General features: G+C 41.2%; 24 protein-coding genes and 1 other annotated feature. All 24 genes read left to right on the forward strand.

All coding sequences use genetic code 11. The annotated features are described in order from the left end of the window. The first annotated feature begins 18 nt into the window (after nucleotides 1-18). Nucleotides 19-2,085 (forward strand): phage tail protein, encoded by a 2,067-nt coding sequence (locus IHV11_RS03665; RefSeq protein WP_197193726.1) that lies wholly within the window; start codon nucleotides 19-21, stop codon nucleotides 2,083-2,085. Nucleotides 2,086-2,122: 37 nt separating this feature from the next. Then, complete coding sequence (locus tag IHV11_RS03670) at nucleotides 2,123-2,947, forward strand: phage tail family protein (RefSeq protein WP_370568619.1); 825 nt, start codon at nucleotides 2,123-2,125, stop codon at nucleotides 2,945-2,947. A gap of 13 nt (nucleotides 2,948-2,960) precedes the next feature. After that, the gene (locus tag IHV11_RS03675) at nucleotides 2,961-3,887 is read left to right on the forward strand and encodes a hypothetical protein (protein WP_197193727.1); all 927 of its coding nucleotides are present in this window, start codon (nucleotides 2,961-2,963) and stop codon (nucleotides 3,885-3,887) included. A gap of 11 nt (nucleotides 3,888-3,898) precedes the next feature. After that, the gene (locus IHV11_RS03680) at nucleotides 3,899-4,207 is read left to right on the forward strand and encodes an XkdW family protein (RefSeq protein WP_197193728.1); all 309 of its coding nucleotides are present in this window, start codon (nucleotides 3,899-3,901) and stop codon (nucleotides 4,205-4,207) included. Continuing rightward, on the forward strand, nucleotides 4,207-4,467 hold the full coding sequence (locus IHV11_RS03685; RefSeq protein WP_197193729.1) for a hypothetical protein: 261 nt from the start codon (nucleotides 4,207-4,209) through the stop codon (nucleotides 4,465-4,467). Before IHV11_RS03680 ends, IHV11_RS03685 begins: the two co-directional genes overlap by 1 nt. 14 nt (nucleotides 4,468-4,481) lie before the next feature. Next, nucleotides 4,482-5,624 (forward strand): siphovirus ReqiPepy6 Gp37-like family protein, encoded by a 1,143-nt coding sequence (locus IHV11_RS03690; RefSeq protein ID WP_197193730.1) that lies wholly within the window; start codon nucleotides 4,482-4,484, stop codon nucleotides 5,622-5,624. A gap of 13 nt (nucleotides 5,625-5,637) precedes the next feature. Further along, nucleotides 5,638-5,886, forward strand: a complete 249-nt coding sequence (locus IHV11_RS03695; RefSeq protein WP_197193731.1) for a BhlA/UviB family holin-like peptide — start codon at nucleotides 5,638-5,640, stop codon at nucleotides 5,884-5,886. A 19-nt stretch (nucleotides 5,887-5,905) separates the two neighbouring features. Further along, entirely contained in the window at nucleotides 5,906-6,757 is an 852-nt protein-coding gene (locus tag IHV11_RS03700) for a peptidoglycan recognition protein family protein (protein ID WP_197193732.1), read from the forward strand. A gap of 11 nt (nucleotides 6,758-6,768) precedes the next feature. After that, nucleotides 6,769-6,945: a hypothetical protein gene (locus tag IHV11_RS03705; protein WP_197193733.1), complete on the forward strand. Its 177-nt coding sequence runs from the start codon at nucleotides 6,769-6,771 to the stop codon at nucleotides 6,943-6,945. 220 nt (nucleotides 6,946-7,165) lie between these two features. Then, nucleotides 7,166-7,321, forward strand: coding sequence for a hypothetical protein (locus IHV11_RS03710; RefSeq protein ID WP_197193734.1), 156 nt, complete (start codon nucleotides 7,166-7,168; stop codon nucleotides 7,319-7,321). Nucleotides 7,322-7,326: 5 nt separating this feature from the next. Beyond that, nucleotides 7,327-7,851: a GNAT family N-acetyltransferase gene (locus tag IHV11_RS03715; RefSeq protein ID WP_197193735.1), complete on the forward strand. Its 525-nt coding sequence runs from the start codon at nucleotides 7,327-7,329 to the stop codon at nucleotides 7,849-7,851. Nucleotides 7,852-8,438: 587 nt separating this feature from the next. After that, a complete protein-coding gene (ilvE, locus tag IHV11_RS03720; RefSeq protein WP_153237714.1) occupies nucleotides 8,439-9,341 on the forward strand; it encodes a branched-chain-amino-acid transaminase in 903 nt (300 codons plus the stop codon). A 24-nt stretch (nucleotides 9,342-9,365) separates the two neighbouring features. Further along, on the forward strand, nucleotides 9,366-11,033 hold the full coding sequence (gene ilvD, locus IHV11_RS03725) for a dihydroxy-acid dehydratase (RefSeq protein ID WP_197193736.1): 1,668 nt from the start codon (nucleotides 9,366-9,368) through the stop codon (nucleotides 11,031-11,033). Between the two features lie 3 nt (nucleotides 11,034-11,036). Then, nucleotides 11,037-11,301, forward strand: a binding site (T-box leader). A gap of 147 nt (nucleotides 11,302-11,448) precedes the next feature. After that, nucleotides 11,449-13,167, forward strand: a complete 1,719-nt coding sequence (gene ilvB / locus IHV11_RS03730; RefSeq protein WP_197193737.1) for an acetolactate synthase large subunit — start codon at nucleotides 11,449-11,451, stop codon at nucleotides 13,165-13,167. Continuing rightward, nucleotides 13,164-13,682 (forward strand): acetolactate synthase small subunit, encoded by a 519-nt coding sequence (ilvN, locus tag IHV11_RS03735; RefSeq protein WP_066396617.1) that lies wholly within the window; start codon nucleotides 13,164-13,166, stop codon nucleotides 13,680-13,682. Before ilvB ends, ilvN begins: the two co-directional genes overlap by 4 nt. A 15-nt stretch (nucleotides 13,683-13,697) precedes the next feature. After that, a complete protein-coding gene (gene ilvC, locus IHV11_RS03740; RefSeq protein ID WP_197131416.1) occupies nucleotides 13,698-14,723 on the forward strand; it encodes a ketol-acid reductoisomerase in 1,026 nt (341 codons plus the stop codon). Next, nucleotides 14,710-16,251, forward strand: a complete 1,542-nt coding sequence (locus IHV11_RS03745; protein WP_197193738.1) for a 2-isopropylmalate synthase — start codon at nucleotides 14,710-14,712, stop codon at nucleotides 16,249-16,251. The genes ilvC and IHV11_RS03745 overlap by 14 nt, the downstream gene beginning before the upstream one ends. 18 nt (nucleotides 16,252-16,269) lie before the next feature. Continuing rightward, on the forward strand, nucleotides 16,270-17,364 hold the full coding sequence (gene leuB / locus IHV11_RS03750; protein ID WP_197193739.1) for a 3-isopropylmalate dehydrogenase: 1,095 nt from the start codon (nucleotides 16,270-16,272) through the stop codon (nucleotides 17,362-17,364). A 14-nt stretch (nucleotides 17,365-17,378) separates the two neighbouring features. Then, entirely contained in the window at nucleotides 17,379-18,815 is a 1,437-nt protein-coding gene (gene leuC / locus IHV11_RS03755; RefSeq protein WP_197193740.1) for a 3-isopropylmalate dehydratase large subunit, read from the forward strand. Beyond that, complete coding sequence (gene leuD, locus IHV11_RS03760; protein WP_197193741.1) at nucleotides 18,802-19,395, forward strand: 3-isopropylmalate dehydratase small subunit; 594 nt, start codon at nucleotides 18,802-18,804, stop codon at nucleotides 19,393-19,395. The genes leuC and leuD overlap by 14 nt, the downstream gene beginning before the upstream one ends. A gap of 43 nt (nucleotides 19,396-19,438) precedes the next feature. Then, nucleotides 19,439-20,392: a threonine ammonia-lyase gene (gene ilvA / locus IHV11_RS03765; protein WP_197193742.1), complete on the forward strand. Its 954-nt coding sequence runs from the start codon at nucleotides 19,439-19,441 to the stop codon at nucleotides 20,390-20,392. A gap of 235 nt (nucleotides 20,393-20,627) precedes the next feature. After that, nucleotides 20,628-21,647 (forward strand): tetratricopeptide repeat protein, encoded by a 1,020-nt coding sequence (locus IHV11_RS03770; protein ID WP_197193743.1) that lies wholly within the window; start codon nucleotides 20,628-20,630, stop codon nucleotides 21,645-21,647. 106 nt (nucleotides 21,648-21,753) lie between these two features. Further along, on the forward strand, nucleotides 21,754-23,046 hold the full coding sequence (tig, locus tag IHV11_RS03775) for a trigger factor (protein WP_197193744.1): 1,293 nt from the start codon (nucleotides 21,754-21,756) through the stop codon (nucleotides 23,044-23,046). Between the two features lie 331 nt (nucleotides 23,047-23,377). Further along, nucleotides 23,378-24,652 carry an ATP-dependent protease ATP-binding subunit ClpX gene (gene clpX, locus IHV11_RS03780; RefSeq protein WP_197193745.1) on the forward strand — a complete coding sequence of 425 codons (1,275 nt, stop codon included), beginning with the start codon at nucleotides 23,378-23,380 and terminating at the stop codon, nucleotides 24,650-24,652. Nucleotides 24,653-24,690: the final 38 nt, after the last annotated feature.

Below are 24,690 nucleotides of genomic sequence, written 5' to 3' on the forward strand. Positions count from 1 at the left end.
AAAGGAGAGTGAGCGTAGTTGTCGGAAAAACAAGTAATGGTCGTTCTAGGCGCTGATATAGGCGATTTCCAGGGCGCTATGAACAAGATAAAAACGGAAATGAAAAACGTCGGCAATAAGATCGATAGCGCAATGGACGGCGCACAGAAATCTACCGAAAATGCTGCGTCTGGAATGAAGGGCGCACTTGCCGGTATCGGTGGCGCAATAGCAGGTGCTTTCGCTGCGGATAAAGTCGTCGATTGGACGAAAACCATTCTCGGAACAACCGCCGATATGCAAGCGTTAGATTCGCAATATTCACAGGTAATGGGCGGAATGAAAGCCGACACCGATAAGTATTTAGACGAAATGAGTGCGAAGTGGAATAAGCATCCGAACGAATTGAAATCGGCGTATATGCAGTATGTTGCGTTGCTAAAGTCGAAAGGTCTGTCGGAAAAAGACGCGCATGGAGTCGCTAAACAATGGATGGATCGTACCGTTGACGCTAACGCATTCGCTAATGAAAAGATGGAAGATACGGTAGGTCGTGTTATGGCCGGTATGAAAGGCGAATATGACTCGTTAGATACGGCAATGATTAACCTTTCCCAAACGATGCTAAACGATAAAGCGCAAGAAGAATACGGTAAAAAGTGGGAAGACCTCACCGTCGCCCAACAGGAAACGTTAAAAGCTTCTGTCGCATTTGCGCAACATCAATCATCTGGAGTAATGGGCCAGGGCGCAAGGGAAGCTGATTCTTACCAAAACAATCTATCAATGCTTAAGAATACATGGGACACGTTAGTATCTTCGTTTGGTACGCCGATTCTAGAAGCGGTAAACGGTAAGCTTAAGAGTTTAGGGGCTATCGTGCAATCAGTAAAGGAATGGTTTGACGGGTTATCTCCTACAACCAAAAGTTTTATAAGTTCATTCGCTATGATTTCGGCTGCAATTATGGTCGTAGTCGGGGTGATTGCCCCTTTGGTCGCTGGTATTATGCTGATCGGTGCCGCAATTGGAGTGTCTTTCGGGGTAGTTATTGGCGTTGGTGCGGCCATAATCGCTGGGATTCTCGCCATAGTCGCGATAGGCGTACTTTTGTACCAAAATTGGGATAAAATCTGTAAAGGAATCGGTATAGCATGGGAATGGTTAAAAGCTGCCGGAATTAACACATGGAATGCGATTAAATCTTTCCTCAATTCAGTATGGGAAGGAATTAAATCGGTCGCAGTTGCTGTATTTAACGGAATAAAGCTGTATTTTACGGCTGTTTTTAATGTATATAAAACGATTTTTCAAACGGCGTGGAATGGATTAAAATCATTTTTAAGTTCGGTTTGGAACGGTATAAAAGCTCTTGCTACGGCGGTATTTAACGGCATTACATCGTATTTCACTTCAGTATTTAATGGTTACAAGGTAATAATACAAACCGTTTGGAACGGCATTAAGACTTTCCTATCATCAACATGGAACGGAATTAGTAGTATTGCGTCCAGCGTTTGGAACGGAATAAAAAATACGGTATCCAACGTGGCAAATGGCGTAAAAAGTTCGTTAACAAGTGCGTGGAATAGTATTAAATCTACGACACAGAGCGTATGGAACGGAGTTAAGTCAGCGATTACAAGTCCGATTGAGTCGGCAAAAAGTACGTTGTTAGGCGTTATCGGTACTATAAAAAGCGCATTTTCCGGTATGAATATTACGATACCGAAACCGAAGTTGCCGAAAGTTAACGTTGGAAGTAAGCAAATGTTCGGTGGTAAAGGTGGAATACCTGCTATTTCTGTACCAACGTTTTCAGTCGATTGGTTTGCAACAGGTGCGATTGTTAAGGGAAGTAAAGACGGTCAGGTTGTCGGAGTTGGTGAAAACGGTGGCGACGAAGCTATCGTACCACTATCCAATAAATCACGCATGAAACCTTTTGCACATGCAGTAGCGAGAATGATGCCTAAATCTCATGGGGATCAGTCGTCTTTTACACAAAACTTAACGATTAACAGTAATAGACCTTTATCGCCTAGTGAAATTGCACGTAGGCAAAAACAAGCATTACGTGAAGCGGCGATGGAATGGGGGTTATAAAGTGCCATTAACTTTTATTAATAGTTTTGGTAATTCCGTGGTTTTTAGTAAAATACCACCTTATAAGCTGATTCAAATTGAAGGTACCGGTGGATTATCTGCTGACGTTCAAATGGAAAAAGCACCTTTTCAAGACGGGAGTTCTTATTTAGACACTCTATTGGAACCTCGTCCAGTCTCTTTAGAGGTTGGTATTTACGGAACGGACTCGACGGATTTATCAGCAAAACGATCGGAAATATCGCGCGTGTTTAACCCGAAATTGGGAGTAGGTATCCTCCGATATGAATACGACGGCGGTATAAAAGAACTGAACGCAACGGTCGAAACTGCGCCTGTATTCTTAACGGGCGGAGATAACTCTACTTCGAAGTTTCAGCGTGTACTTATTAACTTAATTGCACCCCTACCGTTCTGGCTCGATATAGAAACTACGAGCGAACCGATGACTGCGTATCTCGGATTGTTTCAGTTCCCGTTAACTTTTCCGACCCAGATGGGCGAGCAAGGCGATAAACAGACGTTTACTAATAACGGTGACGTTCCGACGCCTGTAATCATTGAGTTTAATGGGCCGGCGACAAATCCGAAGGTATCTAATAACACTACGGGTGAGTATGTGAAGGTTAATCGTAGTTTACTAGCGGGTGAAAAGTTAATTATCGAAACTACTTTCGGTAATAAACGCGTAGAAATCGTTGCGACTAACGGTTCGAAAACAAACGTATTTAATTGGATCGATTTAAACTCGACTTTTTTCCAGTTAGAAGTCGGAGAAAACGAAATAGAATATACGGCTGATAGTGGCGATGCAGGTGCAATAGTTGCCGTCACTTGGCGCAATAGATACGTAGGAATATAAAGGAGGCTTTACTTTGGCGGAAATTTATCGTTTTTTTGATTCGGTGACGGGCGACACGAGGACGTATAATGCGTCTGACTACGCCGATTATTTCAATAAATTCGTTCCTGACGGATTACACGTGGAAAACGGGAAATTAGCAGTAACTGCAGATGGTACTACGATGAAAACAACTGTTGCAACCGGTACTTATTTTATTAAGGGGCGTATGTATACAAATACGGCAAACTTACAATTAACACATGATACTGCTGAAGCATCCCTCGACAGGATTGATAGAATCGTTTTAAGGTGTGATACAACAGCAGCTAATCGATTTATAAAACTCTTCATTAAAAAAGGAACACCAGCATCATCTCCCGTTGCGCCTGCATTAATAAATGATTCTTTTATAACCGAAATAGCAATCGCGCAGGTGAGGATAGTAGCGGGTCGAACATTTATTACACAAGCAGAGGTAACAGATCAGCGACCGACAACTTATTTAGACCCGGTTTTTGATGGTACGCGTCTCTCATTAGTAGAAGGTGTTTCGTTTAATAAACAATCTTATGTAAACGCTGTTCAATCTACTTCAGTAAATTTACCGGTTTCGACTTACACTAAATTAACGCCCCCAGAAGTAATTGATTCACAAGGGGAGTATAGTAACGGAATTTTCGTGCCGAAAGTAAGCGGTAGATATATGGTCTATGCAACCGTTGATTTCACAAATATCGTAAGCGCGTGGGCTGTGCAACTATTTTTATATAGAAATGGCGCACAATTTAAAACTGTGGCGAACAGCACGACACCTACAACGTATTCCTTCTTTCCATTGATAGGGACATTTTTAGGAGAACTTTATGCAGGAGATTCTTATGAAATATACGGATATCAAAACGGAAATCAAGCGGCGACTATTGGCGGTATAACGCTAAGATTCATCAAAATAGGATAGGAGGGTTTGTGTTGGAACTTTTTAAAACTTTAAAATGGCTATTTCCGGATATTATCGAGCGCGAAGTTATAATACAAGATGACGGGAACGGACCATATATCAAAGTATGGAACAGAAACGAAGTCTGTCCCTCTATAGAAGAACTCGAGTTAACATGGGAAGAAATTAAAACCACACCGGTTCCCGTGTTTGTTTCATTAGAACAACAACTTGAAGAAGAAAAACTTAAAGTTAGACGGTTGGAAGCGCAAAACGAATTGAACAATGATAACTTTATCGGACTAGTTCAAGTATTAGAAGAAATGGGGATTTTATCATAATGGCAGTTTACACATTTAAGGCAAATTCATATGCAATGAAGGTTTATTTGTATGGATCGGAACGACTAACAGCACGCGACGGTTTCGCAGGTGTCCCATCAGAATATTACGTACCAGTCGAGCAATCGGCAGCAAAAAACTTTACATTAATCGAAACGGATAAAGCTCTCGCTAACGGTTGGATTACGCAACAAGAATACGATGAAACGATCTCTTACCGTACGGAAACATCACCAACGCAAGCCGTAAAATTCGAATAAAGTGACGTGATAATATGAAACATTTACGTATAATAGACTCGTCATTCCAGTTGCTCGGTGAAATCGACGACTACGAAACTCTTTCGTTTACAAGACGATGGCATACGTACGGAGCGTTCGAGTTAAGAATTAACCGACATAAACGGAATACTGATACGTTGCAAAAAGGAAATATCATAATTATCGGCGGTTCACAAACGAAAGTCGGTATTATAAAACACCGTGAGATTTCCGTAAATGAAGGAAGTAAGCAATCGGAGCAGTGGGTTATTAAAGGTACGACACTCGGCGGTATTTTTAGCGGACGATTAACGGATCCTCCGAACAAAGACCATGATAGCGTAAAAGTTACCGCAGAATCAGCGATGAAGCACTACGTTAATAATCACGTTATTAATCCGGCGGTAACTGGTCGCAAAATAACGCAATTACAAAATGCTACCGACTTAGGGCGTGGTTCTGTAGTCGATTGGCAATCACGTTTTGCATCGTTACCGGCAGAACTCGAAGCTATTTCGATCATATCCGGTATAGGGTGGAACGTTACGATTGATTTCACATTACTAAAGTGGATATTTGACGTAAAGGTAGGGCGGGACCTAACCGTAAATCAAACGGTTAACCCGCCTGTTATATTTAGTCCGCAATTCGATAACGTAAAAGAGGCGCATCTAATCGATTCAGACCTCGAATATAAGAACGTTGCATATGTCGCCGGTCAAGGTGAAGGCGCTGCCAGAAGGGTCGTAATAGTCGGCACAGCAACGGGATTAGATCGCGCTGAGTTGTTTGTAGATGCGCGCGATGTCGAGGAAAAAGACGAAAACGGCGTACAATTACCCGCAGCAACTATTAACGCCAGACTTACCGAGAGAGGTCAACAAGCACTTGCGGAACATAACCGTGAACTTACGCTTAATGCACAAGTATTTTCTACGGATTCTATGAAGTACGAGGAAGATTGGGATTTAGGAGATACGGTGACAGTACAAAATCGTACATGGAAGGTCACACTTGATGCTCGAATTACTGAAGTGACTGAAATTTACGAATCTGACGGATTCAAGTTAGAAGTTACTTTCGGAAATTCGTATCCGACTTTAATAGATAAAATTAAAAGCGAGTTTAGAATGATTGGAAACGAAATGAAAAGATAGGAGGTAGGCGTCCGTGGGCGAGTCAGAAATACTAAAATTCTTCCTAACACAAGGGCCTTTTGCGGTCCTTTTTGTTTGGCTTTTATTCCGTAGTGAAAAACGTAACGAGTCGAGAGAAGCAGAATATCGCGCAGAAATAAACCAAATGAAAGAAGAAATAAAAGAAGAACGTTCTGTATGGTCGGAAACTTTACGTAAATTTACCGACAAGTACGACGTAGTAATCGATGAACTACGTGAAATCAAACATCGTTTAAAGTAAAACGAAAGGAAGCGTTAAAATGTCGTTTAAAATGAAATACGAAGTTAAAGCAGATTACATCGCTAAAGGCAAACGACGCCCCGGTACTTTTATCACGCCTAAATTCGGTGTGCTACACGATACAGGAAACCCCGGTTCTACAGCGAAAAATAACCGTGATTACTTTAATAATACGCCGAATGATCCGACGTCTGCGTCTGCACACACGTTCATTGACGATAAGGTGATAATCGAATCAGTTCCAGCCACGACAGGGAAAACGGAAAGAGCGCATCACGTTCGCTATCAAATGCCACAAGACAACGCTTTGTACGGTGATGATTCGAATGATATCGGTATAGGCGTTGAATTATGTTTCGGAGGCAAAATTAACTTCGAGGAAGCGTATAAGAGATACGTTTGGTACTGCGCTTACGTTTCGTATAAATTCGGTTTCTCACCGAAAAAGTGGATTGGCCACGAAAAACTCGACCCTGACCGTAAAACTGATCCGACTAATGCGTTAAAGAAATACGGAAAGACCTACGCGGGGTTACTCGCTGACATCATAAAAGAATACGAGGAGTGTACGAAAGAAATCACGTCGGCAGCACCGAAACCAAAACCGGAAGACATTAAGGAGGCAGACGATATGTTAGAAAAAGCGGTAGTTATTAACGCATTTCCCGATTTCCCATTCGCTGAATTATTAGCATCACGAATTAAAGCGCCAATTTACGTAAGAGGTGCGTTACCGAGCGGAAAAATCGCGAAGGAAGTATTCGTAGTTGGTGGAACGAAAGACGGCTTACAAGCGGACTCTTTCGTAATGCTTACGGGTAAGAATCGTTTTGAGGTAGCGGCTGCGGTTAATGCGTATCTTAATAGATAGGAGGCGTTAGTATGTACGGAATTAAATTCGAATACGTTTTCGCATTTGCGCTGCTGGTCGTATTAACCGGGGCGCTCGTTTTATTTCGGGAGAACTCCGAACTCGTTAACTTAATTATCGGCTCATTAGTCGGAGGGTTCGGCGCAATTACAGCGTACTTTTTTACGAAGCACAATCCGAATAAATAACGTAAAACATAGGGCTCTCCTTAGTGGTGGGCCCGAACTCGAATGAATTAATTTTGTGGAATTTTGAAAGGTGTGTTTACTATTGTACTAGTAGGGAAAATACTGTAAAATACTCAGTAGATGCACGTAATGGAATAAAACTTTGAAATCCGCATAAAATACTCTCACATTAATTGAGGGAGTGATCAGTGTGGATGGAAAAAACAAGGAGGGCTTACCAATGGCGACTCAATTACAACCTACTCCGACTCTTTATGGTAAAGATGCACAAAATGTTATGAATGACATTATTAAAAACAAACCTAGCGCTTCTCAAAAAAAGGAACTAATAAGTAAATATCGTAAAATGTTTGAAGGAGTTCAACGGAAAGGGTAGTTTAAATGAAAATAAATCCGAAAGCCTTATTATTGGCTAGGTTAACTGAGGAGGAACTCACTGACTTAGCCAATTTTGATTGTGGGGATGAGGAAATGAATGAATATCTTGTTAAAGAAGCATTCGTTTCTCAAGAGCTTGGGATGAATACCACTACCCTTCTTTATTATGAGGGCCGATTAGCCGCCTTTTGTTCTATCTGTGCCGACTCAATAAGGTTAGCAGAGGAAGAAAAGGGTGATGATTTACCTCTAACCAACGTACCTGCAATTAAAATAGCAAGACTAGGTAGAGATAAGGAGTTCAAGGAGTATGGATTTGGACAATACCTTATCCAACATACTATACTTAAGGCGCTTGAAATTGCTGAGGCTAGCTGTGGTGTTCGCTTTATAACTTTAGACGCGTACCCGGAGAGAATTAAACTTTATGAAGATATTGGCTTTGTGAGGAACGAGAGTTATAAAAAACGCACTATGCGAATTAGTATGAGGTTTGATATTTATAACCCTCCAGCAATTGAGTCTTAATACATACATAAGATTGACCCCAGAGGTCTTTTTTTATTTTATATTTTATTTACTTCCGCCTTTTGTAAAAAGACCATTTATCGACAGGTACGCACCTCGTTCAAATCGGGGAAGGCGATTTTTTATTTATTCGGAATGGATTGACGCAAACCTACATATAATGGTAGAATTTCTTCAAACGGTCGCAGTTCGAACATTGACCGAATCAACTAACGTATTAGTCAACGTTTAGTAAAAATCGTTTTGCGTACGGTCGGGAGTTCGAATCTCTCCTGGGACGCCATAATACTTACATAATGACAACTTTTCGACACGCTTGATGTCCTCTATTAAAGGATATCAAGCGTGTTTTTTTATTTTCGATGAAAGCGCTTTAAAAATGTTTACAATGCAACGCGTTAAAGCTTCAAAACCTTATGGGCATGGGAATGAAAGCGTGTACAAAATAACTGAAAAGTCAGAATTCGGTGAAATATCGAAAATTCGGTGTTGATTCTTTAATAAGATGGGCGTAATATTGTCAACAATTATTAAATTATTTTTAAAAAATTCAAATAATTCAAATTGACACGTAAAGGAGGATCACGATGCAGGAGCAATGGGTTTATGTTAATGGTGAGCACGTATTAAAGGAAGACGCCAAAGTCTCAGTTTACGATCATGGATTTTTATATGGAGATGGGGTGTTTGAAGGTATTCGAGTCTATAACGGAAATGTATATCGGCTAGACGAACATCTTCAGCGTTTATACGAATCAGCTCAATCCATTATGCTGACAATTCCACACACTAAAGAAGAACTAACAGACATCATCGTTCAAACGCTCCAGAAAAACAAATATCGTGATGCTTATATTCGACTAGTTATCTCACGAGGAAAAGGAAACTTAGGGTTGGACCCTTTTACATGCGGCCAACCGGGAGTCATTGTCATTGCAGAACAGCTTGCACTATTTCCTAAAAAACTTTATGAAACAGGTTTAGAAATCATAACGGTGGCAAGCAGAAGGAACCGTCCGGATGTGTTAAGTCCTAAAGTTAAATCGCTAAACTACCTAAACAACATCTTAGTTAAGATCGAGGCTAGTCTTGCTGGAGTTAGTGAAGCTTTGATGCTGAACGATCAAGGGTACGTGGCTGAAGGTTCTGCTGATAATGTGTTCATAATCAAAGGAAATACGATCAAGACGCCGCCAGGATACTTAGGAGCTTTAGAAGGAATTACTCGAAACGCGATTGTTGAGATCGCACGAGCACAAGGATACAACATGGTTGAAGAGCCATTCACGAGACATGATGTTTATGTGGCAGATGAAGTATTTCTAACTGGAACTGCAGCTGAAGTTATTGCGGTAGTAAAAGTTGATGGAAGAGTAATCGGAAACGGAGCACCAGGTGAACATACGAACAAACTTTTAAAATCCTTCAGGGAAAAAGTAGTTGAAGAAGGAGTTAAGGTGTATCCGAACCAAGCTGTTCAAGCTGGATAAAAGAAGTATAGGAGTGTTACAGATATGCGCAGTAATATGATCAAGCAAGGAATCGATAGAGCCCCGCACAGAAGTCTTCTCCACGCAGCGGGAGTTGCACCAGAGGATATGGATAAACCTTTTATCGGTGTTTGTAATTCCTATGTTGATATTATTCCGGGGCATATGCATCTAAACAAAGTAGGTGAATGGGTAAAAGAAGCCATTAGAGAAGCTGGTGGAATTCCGTTCGAGTTTAATACGATCGGCGTAGACGACGGAATTGCGATGGGGCATATCGGTATGAGGTATTCCCTTCCAAGCAGAGAGGTCATCGCAGACGCAGCAGAAACGGTTATTAACGCCCATTGGTTCGACGGTGTGTTCTACATACCTAACTGTGACAAGATCACGCCTGGTATGTTAATGGCAGCTGTAAGGACGAATGTTCCGGCAGTATTTGTTTCAGGTGGTCCAATGGAAGCCGGAAAGTCTATGGCAGGAAAATCCTTATCCCTTGCCTCGGTATTTGAAGGAGTAGGTTCTCATTTAGCTGGAAAGATGACGAGAGAAGAACTATTAGAACTTGAAACGAGTGCTTGCCCGACTTGTGGGTCATGCTCAGGTATGTTTACAGCCAACAGCATGAATTCCATTATGGAGATGCTAGGTATTACACTGCCGGGTAACGGAACAATCGTAGCTACCTCAGACGAAAGAAGAGAGCTGATCAAAGAGGCTGCAACGTCACTTATGGATCTTGTAAAAAACAATATAAAACCAAGAGATATTATCACGAAAGAAGCAATTGATGACGCATTTGCATTAGACATGGCGATGGGTGGCTCAACGAATACCGTTCTTCATATGCTTGCTATCGCAAATGAAGCTGAGATTGATTATGACTTATCATCAATCAACGAGATCGCAGAGCGAATTCCATATTTATCAAAGATCAGTCCGGCTTCGGATTATTCCATGCAAGATGTTCACAGAGCAGGCGGTGTCAGTGCGATCATCAATGAACTCTGTAGAATGGAAGGTGCCATCCATAACGATCGGTTAACGATAAGTAGAGAAACGTTAGAGCACCGAGTCCGGCATGCGGAAATTATTGATGATGATGTTATTCGTAGGAAAGATAATGCTTACTCGCCAGTAGGTGGTTTATCAATACTTTATGGAAACATTGCGCCGGATGGCTGTGTGATCAAAGTAGGAGCTGTTGATCCTTCAATAAAAACATTTCAAGGAGAGGCGATCGTCTATGAATCCCAAGAAGAAGCGATCGAAGGCATTAATAATGGTGAAGTAAGAGAAGGGCATGTCGTTGTCATTCGATACGAAGGACCGAAGGGTGGACCAGGTATGCCGGAGATGCTCTCTCCCACATCAGCTATTGCTGGAAGGGGATTGAGTACGAAAGTAGCACTGATCACGGATGGCAGATTTTCTGGAGCGTCTCGGGGAATCTCTATCGGTCACATCTCGCCAGAAGCGGCACAAGGCGGACCTATCGCGTTCGTGAATAATGGTGATCCAATCTTAATTGATCTAGTAAATAGAACGATTCACGTTTTATTAACGGAAGAAGACTTAAAAGAACGAAAAGAAGGTTGGGTGAAACCAGAGCCGAAGATCAAAAAAGGCTACCTCGCACGCTATGCGGCGCTCGTAACATCAGCTAATACTGGAGGAATCTTAAAAATTTAAAACAATAAAACGATGACGGAGAACAATGGTAGATGTGGGGTACTCAGAGAACCGGTGGTTGCTGTGAACCGGTTATCCCTAATACCAGGACATCCCTCCTGAGTGTCCTTTTGAACGTTTCTTAGTAGGAAGGGCCAAGCGATAAGACCATGATTTATCGCTTGTTATCAAATGACGAATATTTCGTCTTGAGGCAGTTCTTGCGTATATGAGCATGAATTGTGAATTAGGGTGGTACCGTGGAAAAGTAAACTTTTTCACCCCTTTGGATAGGATTAACCTGTCCATTTGGGTGGAGAAGTTTTTTTATTTTTTTTTAGACGTTGTTGCTCTTTTGGTTATTTTCCAAGAGCAACAACTGATTCCCGAAACATCTTTTACCAAGTAAAGGTTCGAAGTTAAAGGAGGAATGAAAATGAAGGCCAGTTGGGTGGCTGAAAAAAAATCAGTCGAAACTTCATTAGTCTCTGGTGCTGAACTATTTATTCAAGGGTTGCAGGATGAGAAAGTTGAAGTTCTGTTTGGTTATCCCGGAGGTGCTGTACTTCCAATCTATGATGCACTCTACAAATCAGAGATGAAACATGTTCTCACAAGGCATGAACAAGGAGCTATTCATGCCGCGCAAGGCTATGCAAGAGTAACGGGGAAGCCAGGCGTTGTGTTAGCAACATCAGGGCCAGGTGCTACAAACCTTGTTACAGGTATAGCGGATGCGATGATCGATTCTATTCCTCTTGTTATCTTCACGGGGCAGGTAGCGACGACTGTGATCGGTACGGATGCTTTTCAAGAAGCGGACATCGTCGGGATCACAATGCCGATCACAAAACATAACTATCAAGTTCAGCGGGCAGAAGATCTACCGAGAATTATGAAAGAGGCCTTTCATATAGCCAACACTGGAAGAAAAGGACCTGTTTTAATCGATATACCGAAAGATGTTGCGGTTAAAACAGCTGAAGTTAAAGAGGTTGCGGGTATTCATCTTCCGGGTTACCAACCAACATTAAAACCCAATATTCTTCAAGTGAAAAGATTGAATGAAGCCTTGTTGCAAGCGAAAAGACCTGTCCTCTTAACTGGTGCGGGGGTACTGGCAGCAGGTGCTGAAAAAGAGTTGGTCGCGTTCGCGGAATATCACCAGATACCGGTTGCTCAGACCCTTTTAGGCCTAGGTGGATTTCCAGCTGAACACCCACTTTGCTTAGGGATGGCAGGAATGCATGGAACATACGCGAGCAACATGGCACTTTATGACTGCGATCTATTAATTGGTGTTGGGGCTAGGTTTGATGACAGGTTAACTGGAAACTTGGATCATTTTGCTAAAAAAGCAGTGGTTGCTCATATCGATATTGATCCAGCTGAAATCGGAAAAAATGTTCCAACTGAAATTCCTATTGTGGGGTGTGCGAAAGAAACACTTTCAGCATTAAACCAGACGAGAGGCAATAAAGGAGATTATAACGAGTGGGTAATCCAACTCACGAAGCACAAGACTGAATTTCCTCTTACGTATAAGACAGATGAATCAGAATTGAAACCACAAAAGTTAATGCAGGTTCTTCATGAAGTTACGAAAGGAGAAGCCATCGTAGCTACTGATGTAGGACAGCATCAGATGTGGGCAGCTCAATATTATACGTTTTTAGAATCGAACAGATGGATAACGTCTGGAGGACTTGGAACGATGGGATTCGGATTTCCTGCAGCGATTGGAGCAAAAGTTGGAAAGCCAGAGCTTCCGGTAATAGCAGTTGTTGGAGATGGTGGTTTTCAGATGACGCTTCAAGAACTTGGAGTTCTTCAAGATTGGGAACTTCCTGTCATCGTAGTTATTGTGAACAATAAATCCCTCGGGATGGTAAGACAGTGGCAAGAAATTTTTTATGAAAAAAGATTCTCTCACTCTTTGCTAGATATTCAACCTGACTTTATCAAGCTAGCATCTGCTTACGGAATTGATGGCAAACGTGCTGAAACAGAAAAGGATGTAAGAGAAGCTTTGACGTTCGCTCTTGCGTCCAAAAAACCATTTGTTCTCGATTGTGTTGTTACTGCTGATGAGAATGTATATCCGATGATCGCTCCAGGAAAAGGACTACATGAAATGATTGGAGTGAGAGGATGAGACGTATCATTTCAGCAACGGTTCTAAACGAAAGTGGTGTATTGAATCGTTTGACCGGATTGCTGACAAAACGCCAGTTCAACATAGAGAACATTACGGTTGGACATACAGAAGATCCAGCCGTTTCAAAAGTAACATTAACGGTTTGGGTAGAAGATGATCGTAAAGCTGAACAACTTGTTAAACAGCTTCATAAGCAGATTAATATTCTAAAAGTTCGTGATCTGACAAACATGGCCCTCGTTTCTAGAGAACTTGCGCTCATCAAAGTTCTAACAACACCTGATACGCGCAGCGAGATCAAAATGCTGATCGAGCCGTTTCGAGCAACCGTCCTTGATGTTTCACTCGAAAACGTAACGCTTGAAGTTACGGGGGATGGAGAAAAGATAGATGCGTTGATCGAACTGCTGCGTCCATATGGAATCAAAGAGATTTCAAGGACCGGTGTTACAGCTATACCCCGCGGAACACAAAAGAAAGTACTTGAGCTTCACCCCTATTCTATTATGTAAAGGAGAATGATGATAATGGCAAAAGTATATTACGAAAACGATCTTTCTAACGATGTATTAAAGAATAAGAAGGTAGCGGTAGTAGGTTATGGTTCTCAAGGGCATGCTCATGCATTGAACCTAAAGGATAGCGGCTATGATGTTGTAGTTGGTGTGCGGGAGGGTCGTTCATTTGACGAAGCAGTTAAAGATGGATTTGAGGTATATCCTGTTCGGGAAGCGGCTAGGCTAGCGGAAGTCGTAATGGTTCTATTACCAGATGAAAGGCAACCTGAAGTTTACAAAAATGAAATTTTACCTGAACTGTCTCCGGGCAATGCACTCGTTTTTGCTCACGGGTTCAACGTTCACTATCACCAAGTGGTACCACCTCAAGATGTGGATGTATTTTTAGTTGCTCCTAAAGGTCCTGGTCATCTTGTTAGACGCACATTTGAATCAGGTGAAGGAGTTCCAGCGCTTTTCGCGGTATATCAAGATGCTACAGGCACTGCCCGTGAAACTGCACTTAGTTATGCTAAAGGTATTGGTTCTGCTAGAGCTGGAGTGCTCGAAACGACATTCCAAGAAGAAACGGAAACAGACCTTTTTGGTGAACAGGCCGTGTTGTGTGGTGGGTTATCTTCACTGGTCAAAGCAGGATTTGAAACACTAACAGAAGCTGGTTATCAGCCAGAAGTTGCTTATTTTGAATGTTTACACGAATTGAAGTTGATCGTTGACCTCATGTACGAAGGTGGTCTAGAGGGGATGAGATATTCAATCTCAGATACTGCTCAGTGGGGGGATTTTCAATCAGGACCTCGCGTCATTGATGAAAGAGTAAAAGAATCAATGAAATCCGTTCTGAAAGATGTTCAATCCGGAGAGTTTGCTAAGGGTTGGATCTTAGAGAATCAAGCGAATCGACCTGTGTTCCATGTTGTGAACAATCAAGAGAAGAACCATCCTATTGAAAAAGTAGGGAGGGAACTTCGAGCAATGATGCCGTTCGTAAAATCAAAACAAAAAAAGGAGGCCGTTGCTAGTGCGAAAAATTGAGATCTTTGACACGACTTTGCGTGATGGAGAACAAACAGCAGGGGTCAATCTAAACACGGCAGAAAAAATTGAGATCGCCAAAAGACTAGAACTGCTAGGTGTGGATGTTATGGAAGCAGGCTTTCCTGCTGCATCCAAAGGCGATCTAGATGCCGTAAAAAAAGTAGCTTCTATTGTAAAGAATTCAACGGTTACTGCTTTGGCAAGATCGAACACCTCAGATATTGATTATGCATGGGAAGCTCTAAAAGATTCAGCTGAACCAAGGTTGCACGTTTTTCTGGCAACATCGCCCATTCATATGACATACAAGTTAAAGAAAACACCTGACCAAGTCGTTGAGACGGCGGTTGGTGCAGTCAAATATGCACGGCAAAAGTTCCCTGTCGTGCAATGGTCAGCAGAAGACGCATGTCGGTCAGATCTTGTATTTTTATCGCGTATTGTTGAGAAAGTGATCGATGCTGGTGCAACGGTGATTAACATACCGGATACAGTAGGATTTACGAATCCAGAGGAATACGGAAAGATCTTTCGTTATTTATTAAATAATGTTCCGAACATAGAGAAAGCTATTTTATCTGCTCACTGCCACGATGATTTAGGGATGGCTGTTGCCAATTCTTTATCTGCGATCGAACATGGTGCGAATCAAGTGGAATGCACGATTAATGGGATTGGTGAAAGAGCAGGAAATGCTTCATTAGAAGAGATTGCAGTAGCATTAGCGATCCGTGAAGACTTTTATCAGGCAAGAACTGACCTTAAGTTAAATGAGATCAGCCGTACGAGTCAGCTTGTAAGCAGGCTGACAGGAATTGCTGTCCCGCCGAATAAGGCTGTGGTTGGAAAGAATGCTTTTGCTCACGAGTCAGGAATCCATCAAGATGGTGTGTTAAAAGAAAAATCAACATATGAGATCATCACACCAGAGCTTGTTGGTGTTCCTTCCAATCAACTCGTACTCGGAAAACACTCAGGGCGTCACGCGTTTAAAGATTATTTGCATAAATTAGGTTTTCATCCAGATGAGAACAAGGTTAAGGTTCTATTTGAAGATTTTAAACAACTTGCTGACAAGAAAAAAGAGATGACAGAAGAAGATATTTTCGCTCTACTCATCGATCATAAAATACAACCTGAAGTGCCGTTATATCAATTAAAAGATATTCAAGTAAACTATGGTACGAATCAGATTCCTACTGCAACGTTAAGACTGTTGACTCCAGACGGAAAACTGATTCAAGATGCTGCAACTGGTTCAGGTAGTGTCGAAGCGATCTACAATACACTTGGAAAGATGCTTCCTTCTTCAATCAAGCTGAATGATTATAGAATTCAATCAGTAGGAGCAGGGCGTGACGCTCTTGCTCAAGTGTTTGTTCAAATCGTCAGTGATGGTCATGAGATAAACGGAAGCGGAACGGCGCAAGATGTTTTAGAAGCTTCAGCTAAAGCTTATGTTCACGCCTATAATAAGCTTCAGCTTCAAGATGAAAAGAAAAGTTATGAAGCGATGAGTATCTAAATTTAGGAGGGATGTTAGATGAAAAAGAGAATAGCAGTTTTGCCAGGAGACGGGATCGGTCCGGAAGTGATCAAGGGTGCTTTGCAAGTTTTAGATGGTGTAGCGACGCGGTTTGGTCATGAATTTGAGACGATTGAACAAGTATTTGGAGGTGCTGCTATTGACCAGGAAGGTAATCCTCTCCCTGATACCACACTAAAAGCTTGCCATGACAGCGATGCTGTTCTGCTCGGAGCGGTTGGTGGTCCAAAATGGGATCAAGGGAGTGTTCGGCCAGAACAAGGGTTACTCGCTTTACGAAAAGCGATGAACGTGTATGCAAACGTAAGACCTGTTCACGTTTATCCTGGTCTTGAACATCTATCACCTCTTAAATCGAATAAGGTAAAAGGTACTGACTTTGTATTTGTTCGCGAACTGACCGGTGGGATTTATTTTTCAGAGCCGAAAGAACGGAATGAGAAATGTGCGGTAGATACATTGTCGTATACGCGAGAGGAAATAACGAGAATCGTTGAAAAGGCTTATGAGTTAGCTTCTTCTCGCAGAAGAAAAGTAACATCAGTTGATAAAGCGAACGTTCTTGAAACGAGCAAGTTGTGGAGAGAAGTCGTGGAGGATGTAGCTAAAAAGTATCCAAACATCGAAACAGAACACTTGCTGGTAGATTATGCTGCTATGCGGATGATCAGTAATCCTACGAGCTTTGATGTGGTCGTTACTGAAAATATGTTCGGAGATATTCTGTCTGATGAAGCCTCTGTTCTTACAGGTTCGTTAGGAATGATGCCTTCTGCTTCTCTTAGTGAGAACGGTCCTGGACTATATGAGCCTATACATGGATCAGCACCTGATATCGCAGGAAGCGGGAAAGCGAATCCGATCGGTATGATCCTTAGTGTTGCGATGATGCTTCGTCATTCGTTCCAACTTGAGAAAGAAGCGGAGGCTGTTGAACTTGCTGTCTTCGAAACGCTGCAGGCAGGGTATCGAACACAAGATATCTTTGGAGAAAGCGGAACGCTAGTAACGACAAAAGAAATGGTCAATCAAATACATTTTAGAATGTTGGAAGATTCAACGAGTGCAACTCTTCTAGAGGTTTATGTGTAGGGAGGTAGATTTCTGTGAGTAAAACAATAATAGATAAACTTTGGGATAGCCATATTGTCGTAGAAGAGGAAAATAAACCAGACCTGCTCTACATTGATCTGCACCTCATTCATGAAGTGACATCACCTCAAGCATTTGCAGGTTTAAGAGAAAAAAATAGAACTGTCAGAAAGCCGGAGCTTTGCTTTGCAACGATGGATCATAATATCCCAACTGTCGACCGATTCAATATAAAAGACGAAACATCACGCTTGCAAGTGCAAACTCTTGAAAAAAACTGTGCGGAATTCGGTATTCAACTCGAGGGATTGAACTCTGAATTACAAGGGATTGTTCATGTTATAGGGCCAGAGCTGGGTCTGACGCTGCCTGGAAAAACAATTGTGTGTGGAGATAGTCATACATCCACACACGGTGCATTCGGAGCGCTCTCTTTCGGAATTGGCACGAGCGAAGTTGAACATGTTCTTGCTACACAAACGTTGTGGCAGAATAAACCTAAACAGATGAACGTTAAGATTGAAGGAGAGTTAGGTTTTGGTGTTACAGCCAAAGACGTCATCTTATGGTTCATCGCGAAATATGGAACGAATGTTGGTACTGGTCATATTATTGAATTTTCTGGTAGCACAGTTAGGAAATTTTCGATGGAAGAACGAATGACTCTTTGTAATATGTCTATTGAAGCTGGAGCAAAAGCATCGATCGTTTCTCCTGATGAAGTTACCTTTTCATATATATCAGGTAAGCGCTATGCTCCAAAGAATCAAGACTTTCTGGAAAGTTGTAAAAGATGGAGACAGCTTGCGAGTGATGAGAATGCTAGATTTGATCAAACGATTGAGATTGATGCTTCAGAGATCGAACCAATGGTCACGTGGGGAACGACTCCATCGATGTGCTTGCCGATCAGCGGAGTGATTCCTGTAGACGAAAATTCTTCTTCTATAGAAGAGAAGCAATCATTACGAAATGCACTCCATTACATGGGCTTCAAAGGAAATGAAAAAATAGAGCATATACCTGTGCAGCACGTGTTTATTGGATCTTGTACAAATTCAAGACTTAGTGACCTGCTTCAAGCTTCTAAAGTTGTTGAAGGTAGAAATGTACACCCCGAAGTCCGGGCGATCGTAGTTCCTGGATCACAAGCAGTAAAAAAAGAAGCGGAGAACCTTGGGCTTCATCAGATTTTTATAGATGCTGGATTCGAATGGCGTGAGTCGGGATGTTCGATGTGTTTAGGTATGAATGATGACGTTGTTCCAGAAGGAGAAAGATGTGCATCTACCTCAAATCGTAATTTTGCTGGGAGACAAGGAAAGGGTGCGAGGACACACCTTGTCAGTCCAATCATGGCTGCAGCTGCAGCTTTAAATGGGAAATTCACCGATGTTCGTTCCATACTTCCTAAAAAAGAACAGGAGGTAGATCGTTATGCCGGGGTTTAAAACGCATCTAGGCAGTGCTGCAGTATTAGACAGAGATCATGTGGATACAGATCAGATCATTCCAAAGCAATTTTTGAAAAAAATTGATAAAGCAGGTTATGGAGAGTTTTTGTTCTTTGATTGGAGATATCATTCTAATGGACAAGAAAACGAAGACTTTGAACTTAACTCACCCGAAACAAAAGAAGCATCCATATTAGTTACCGGTAAAAATTTTGGTTGTGGTTCCTCCAGAGAACATGCACCTTGGGCATTAAAAGATTACGGATTTCAAGTGATTATCGCCGAAAGCTTTGCTGATATCTTCTTTAACAATTGTGTGAAAAATGGCATCTTACCGATTCGACTCTCTAAAGCAGAGATTCAAAACTTACAGTATGAAAGAGATGGAAACCTTTTACGAACGTTGAGAGTAGACCTTGAGCAACAACAGGTAGAAAACGAAACGGGAGAGGTATTCCACTTTGAATTTGATCCGTACTGGAAAAAGATGCTTCTCAACGGATGGGACGAAATATCTGTAACTCTTCAACAGGAAGCATTCATAAAAAAATATGAAGATGAAAGGATTGTGAACTGACAATGGGGATTTAACAATCACAGCGGAACGTTTATTTCACGCATTGGAGGAAGTCTCAAAAATCGCCCACCGTACTCCGCTCAAACAATCCACAACGCTGAACAAATGGACCGGTGGAAACGTGTATATGAAGCTAGAGAACCTTCAGAAAACGGGTTCGTTTAAATTAAGAGGAGCTTATTACAAAGTTTCAACCCTAAACGAACTAGACTGCGCGAGGGGTGTGATCGCAGCATCAGCTGGTAACCATGCACAAGGATTGGCGCTTTCCTGTTCACTGCGTGGAATAAACTCTAAGATCTTCATGCCTGAAAATGCACCGCTTTCCAAGATAGACGCCGTAAAATCGTATGGAGCAGATATCGTTTTAGAAGGTGATAATTATCAGGCGGCATATGAAGCAGCAAAAAGAGAAGAAGAAAAAAGCGGAGGAGTGTTTGTTCACCCTTTCGACGATTACGATGTGATCGCTGGACAAAGTACCGTTGCTCTCGAGATGCTTCAGCAAAAACCTGAATTAAAAACGATTGTTGTACCTGTAGGGGGCGGAGGTCTATTGGCTGGAATCGCATTAGCGGTTAAGTCGATCAGACCTGATGTCCGAGTAATGGGCGTGCAATCGGCGAATGCTAGTGCGGTCTATCAAGCCTTCACAGGTACCACAAGAAAAACGTTAACTCGCTGTACATCGATCGCAGATGGAATCGCGGTTGTTAAGCCTGGAGAGATTACTGTTCCTGTGATTTCAAAATATGTTGACGAAATGGTCACCGTGACGGAAGAGCAAATCGCATATGCGATGATGTTTATGCTTGAACGTGAAAAGGTGGTCGTGGAGGGTGCAGGCGCGGCTAGTTTGGCGGCAGTTATGTTCCACAGCCGTCTTGCTCTCGATCAAAAAGTTGGGCTCATCATCAGTGGCGGTAATGTAGACCCCGTTAAATGGTCATTATATAAAGGGATGGCCGATAAGGTGAACTTGAAAAGAATTAGTTAATAAAGAGGCTTGCTTAGAAGAGATATCTTTTGAGTAAGCCTTTTGGTTTGGTTATGCTTAACAAACTACTTACAAAAGCAACAAAGGGTACGATAAAAGCCGTTAATGAAGAAATTTAGCATTCACTCACTGCGTGTTAAAGTGGAATTCAGGTTTGTAACTTCTTAGTTATCTTGAGTTCACCTGGCGAAACTGCTATTCTTTAGTCAAATATTAATGGAAGCGGAGAGTTGTGATGACTAACGAAAAGAACAACAAAAACAATATCGTTCGGTTTCCTAACTTAAATGGACGTCTTTTAGAAAAAGGAATGGATTCTTTAAAAAGTAAAAAATACGATGAATCTTTATCCTGTTTTGAACAATTGCTTCATGCAGACCCAATGCATGCTCAAGGCAATCTTGGGCTTGTTTTAAGCTTGGTTGAATTAGGTCGATTACATGAAGCAAAACAGAGATGTGATCGTATGCTTAAAGAAGGGATCGGCGAATATTATGATGTACTTCAAATCTACTTAAGCATATTAGTTCAGTTATCAGAATACATAACCGTTGTTTCAGTGATCGAAGCTGTTCTTGAAGAGCAGAAGATTCCTGCAGACAAAGCTGAAACGTTTTATCAGCTTCTACAGTTCAGTCGTAAAGTAATTGAGCAGGAAGGTGTTCCTGAAGTGAAGAAAGATCCTGAACTTCCAACAGCACCTCCAGCTAATCCTGACTTTCAAGCATTAAAAGAGATGCTTGAAAGCGATCAGGCAGACTCGCAGTGGATGGCTGTACAACAGTTGAAGCGGCTTGGTCCTGACGTGATCGTACCGATGTTTGAGTCATTTTTAATAGATGAAAAAAAGCATCCGGCTGTTAAAAGCTTAATTCTGCAATATCTTAAAGAAAATCAAGTAGACAAAATCGTAAGGATAGAGAAATATGGACAATTCACTGAAGTTGACATCGCGAAGCTCACTGATTTAAATGATCATTTCTTTTATAAGGAAGTAAAATCTTTGATTAAAGACGAACTCGAACAAGAGAATCCATCACTGCTCGAGATCGCGCTTGCCGTTTGGAAGGATTATTCACTCGCATTATATCCTTTCTCACCAACTCCAGAGAATAAGGTACTTTGGTTTGAGGCCGCTGTTATGGCAGCGAATATTCTATGTGGGATGGAAGAAGAAACGGATCAAGAAGATGAAGAATTACAAAGAGCAGTAAAGCTTCTCGTCGAATTGGAAAGATTTTATATGCAGACTTAATGAGAAAGTGATGTAACTTGTTGAAATACAGAACGTCTATGCTATAATGGAATGGTTGTAATCTATATGATAGTTATGGAAATACCGATGTTGGAGGGAACATTTAATGACTGCTAAATGGGAAAAGTTAGAAGGTAATCAAGGTGTCTTAACGGTAGAAGTTGAGGCAACTGAAGTAGATACAGCGCTTGATCAAGCGTTCAAAAAAGTTGTAAAGCAAGTTAACGTACCAGGATTCCGTAAAGGGAAAATGCCACGTAGACTTTTTGAACAACGTTTTGGAGTAGAGTCTCTTTACCAAGACGCTCTAGATATCCTATTGCCAAAAGCATATGGAGACGCTGTACAAGAAGCTGGTATCGAGCCAGTCGATCGTCCAGAAGTTGACATCGAAAAAATGGAACAAGGAAGCAACCTTGTTTTCACAGCTAAAGTAATCGTAAAACCAGAAGTTAAACTTGGTGATTACAAAGGTCTTGAAGTTGAAAAGACTGAAACTGAAGTTACAGATGAGGATGTTCAAAACGAACTTACTTCTTTACAAGAACAACAAGCTGAACTTGTTGTTAAAGAAGATGGAACAGTTGAGAATGGCGACACTGTAAACATCGATTTTGAAGGATTCGTTGATGGCGAAGCTTTCGAAGGTGGAAAAGCTGAAAACTATTCTCTTGAAATCGGATCTGGATCTTTCATCCCAGGTTTTGAAGAGCAATTAGTTGGTGAAAAAGCTGGTGCTGAAAAAGAAGTTAACGTAAACTTCCCTGAAGAATACCATGCTGAAGAACTAGCTGGTAAGCCTGCTCTTTTCAAAGTAAATATCCACGATATCAAAGCTAAACAACTTCCAGAGCTTAATGATGAGTTCGCTAAAGAAGCTGAAGGCGATGCTGAAACTTTAGAAGATCTTAAAAAAGAACTTCGCACAAAGCTTGAAGAGAGCAAAAAGCAAGAAGCTGAAAACAAAACTCGTGAAACAGTTATCGAAAAAGCTTCTGATAATGCAGAAATCGATATCCCTGAAGCAATGGTAAACACAGAGCTTGACCGTATGGTTCAAGAATTTGGCCAACGTCTTCAAATGCAAGGTATGAACCTTGACCTTTACTACCAGTTCTCTGGTACAAGCGAAGAAGCACTTCGTGAGCAAATGAAAGAAGATGCTGGGAAGCGTGTTCGTACTAACCTAGTACTTGAAGCGATCGTTGAAGCTGAAAACATCGAAGTTTCTGAAGAAGAAATCGATGCTGAACTTAGCAAGATGGCTGAAATGTACCAAATGGAAGTAGAACAAATCAAGCAAATGCTTGCTATGCAAGGTGGAAATGATGCAGTAGCAGCTGACTTGAAAGTACGTAAAGCAATCGAATTCCTTTTGGAAAACAGCAAGACTGTTTAATCATTAATTAAATAAGTTCATAAAACCTAAGCAAGGCGCGATCCTTATGTATCGTGCCTTGTTTTGCCATACATATTAAATTTCTATTAAAATACACATCCTATTTGAAAAATAGGTTTTAAATCTTGCGGTATTGTTCATACTTATATAGAGCGTTACCATACATATTTATTAAGCGTTATTATTTCCGTTTTAATATGGAAGTGTGATACAATCCATTATAATCAACGGAATGCTTAAGTAGTAGAAAAGATAATCAGACTTTCCTTCAGAACATATCTGAATTTTAGTCAAGCGTTTCATCCATATTCTCGTTTTAGGGGTGATATCATTGTTTAAGTTTAATGATGAAAAAGGGCAATTAAAATGTTCTTTCTGTGGTAAAACACAAGATCAAGTAAGAAAACTGGTTGCTGGACCAGGTGTATATATTTGTGATGAATGTATCGAACTCTGTACAGAAATCGTAGAAGAAGAATTAGGTACAGAAGAGGATGTAGAACTAAAAGAAGTACCAAAACCAGTAGAAATTCGTAAAATTCTTGACGAGTACGTAATCGGTCAAGGTAAGGCTAAGAAATCACTTTCTGTAGCCGTTTACAATCATTACAAACGTATAAATTCAACTCAAAAATCAGATGAAGTAGAACTGGCGAAAAGTAATATCGCAATGATCGGACCAACAGGAAGTGGTAAGACATTACTTGCTCAAACGTTGGCTCGTATCTTAAACGTACCTTTTGCTATTGCCGATGCTACATCTTTAACAGAAGCTGGATATGTTGGTGAGGATGTTGAGAACATTCTACTCAAATTAATCCAATCTGCTGACTACGATGTAGAAAAAGCAGAAAAGGGAATCATTTATATTGATGAGATCGATAAGATTGCACGTAAATCTGAAAATCCTTCTATCACAAGAGATGTTTCTGGTGAAGGCGTTCAGCAGGCTCTTCTTAAAATCCTTGAAGGTACAGTAGCTAGTGTACCGCCACAAGGAGGAAGAAAGCATCCTCACCAAGAGTTCATCCAAATTGACACTACAAACATTCTGTTCATTTGTGGTGGAGCCTTTGATGGTATCGAACAAATCATCAAACGCCGACTTGGTAAGAAAGTGATCGGATTCAGTTCTGAAACGAAACAAGCTGATTTAAAAGCGGGAGAATACTTGTCTAAAGTTCTTCCTGAAGATTTACTTCGCTTTGGTTTGATTCCTGAATTTATCGGTCGTTTACCGGTTATTTCAAACTTAAATCCTCTTGATGAGGAAGCGTTGATTGAAATCTTAACAAAACCTAAAAACGCACTTGTAAAACAATATCAAAAGTTACTGGATATTGACGGTGTCGAGCTAGAATTTACCGATGAAGCTCTTCGAGAAATTTCTGCTCAAGCCATTGAACGTAAAACAGGTGCGCGTGGACTTCGTTCGATCATTGAAGGAGTTATGCTTGACGTAATGTTTGAGTTGCCTTCTCGTGAAGATGTTGTTAAATGTATCGTGACGAAAGAAACGATCTCTGATAAAGTACCACCAACTCTTGAGTTAGAAGACGGTACGGTTATTGAACAATCAAAAGAGACTCCAAAAGAGAGTGCTTAATTTTGAGACCAGCTTATGCTGGTCTTTTTTGTTTGAGC

This window comes from Fictibacillus sp. 26RED30 (assembly GCF_015903845.1).
Taxonomy (GTDB): Bacteria; Bacillota; Bacilli; order Bacillales; family Fictibacillaceae; genus Fictibacillus; species Fictibacillus phosphorivorans.

Excerpts from the sequence above, each read along its gene's own strand:
- IHV11_RS03700 (WP_197193732.1), top strand. The coding sequence starts at position 5,906 with ATGTCGTTTAAAATGAAATACGAAGTTAAAGCAGATTACATCGCTAAA.
- IHV11_RS03715 (WP_197193735.1), top strand. The coding sequence starts at position 7,327 with ATGAAAATAAATCCGAAAGCCTTATTATTGGCTAGGTTAACTGAGGAG.
- IHV11_RS03770 (WP_197193743.1), top strand. The coding sequence starts at position 20,628 with ATGACTAACGAAAAGAACAACAAAAACAATATCGTTCGGTTTCCTAAC.
- ilvB (WP_197193737.1), top strand. The coding sequence starts at position 11,449 with ATGAAGGCCAGTTGGGTGGCTGAAAAAAAATCAGTCGAAACTTCATTA.
- tig (WP_197193744.1), top strand. The coding sequence starts at position 21,754 with ATGACTGCTAAATGGGAAAAGTTAGAAGGTAATCAAGGTGTCTTAACG.
- IHV11_RS03705 (WP_197193733.1), top strand. The coding sequence starts at position 6,769 with ATGTACGGAATTAAATTCGAATACGTTTTCGCATTTGCGCTGCTGGTC.
- ilvE (WP_153237714.1), top strand. The coding sequence starts at position 8,439 with ATGCAGGAGCAATGGGTTTATGTTAATGGTGAGCACGTATTAAAGGAA.
- IHV11_RS03685 (WP_197193729.1), top strand. The coding sequence starts at position 4,207 with ATGGCAGTTTACACATTTAAGGCAAATTCATATGCAATGAAGGTTTAT.
- leuD (WP_197193741.1), top strand. The coding sequence starts at position 18,802 with ATGCCGGGGTTTAAAACGCATCTAGGCAGTGCTGCAGTATTAGACAGA.
- ilvN (WP_066396617.1), top strand. The coding sequence starts at position 13,164 with ATGAGACGTATCATTTCAGCAACGGTTCTAAACGAAAGTGGTGTATTG.
- ilvC (WP_197131416.1), top strand. The coding sequence starts at position 13,698 with ATGGCAAAAGTATATTACGAAAACGATCTTTCTAACGATGTATTAAAG.
- leuB (WP_197193739.1), top strand. The coding sequence starts at position 16,270 with ATGAAAAAGAGAATAGCAGTTTTGCCAGGAGACGGGATCGGTCCGGAA.
- IHV11_RS03710 (WP_197193734.1), top strand. The coding sequence starts at position 7,166 with ATGGCGACTCAATTACAACCTACTCCGACTCTTTATGGTAAAGATGCA.
- ilvD (WP_197193736.1), top strand. The coding sequence starts at position 9,366 with ATGCGCAGTAATATGATCAAGCAAGGAATCGATAGAGCCCCGCACAGA.
- IHV11_RS03690 (WP_197193730.1), top strand. The coding sequence starts at position 4,482 with ATGAAACATTTACGTATAATAGACTCGTCATTCCAGTTGCTCGGTGAA.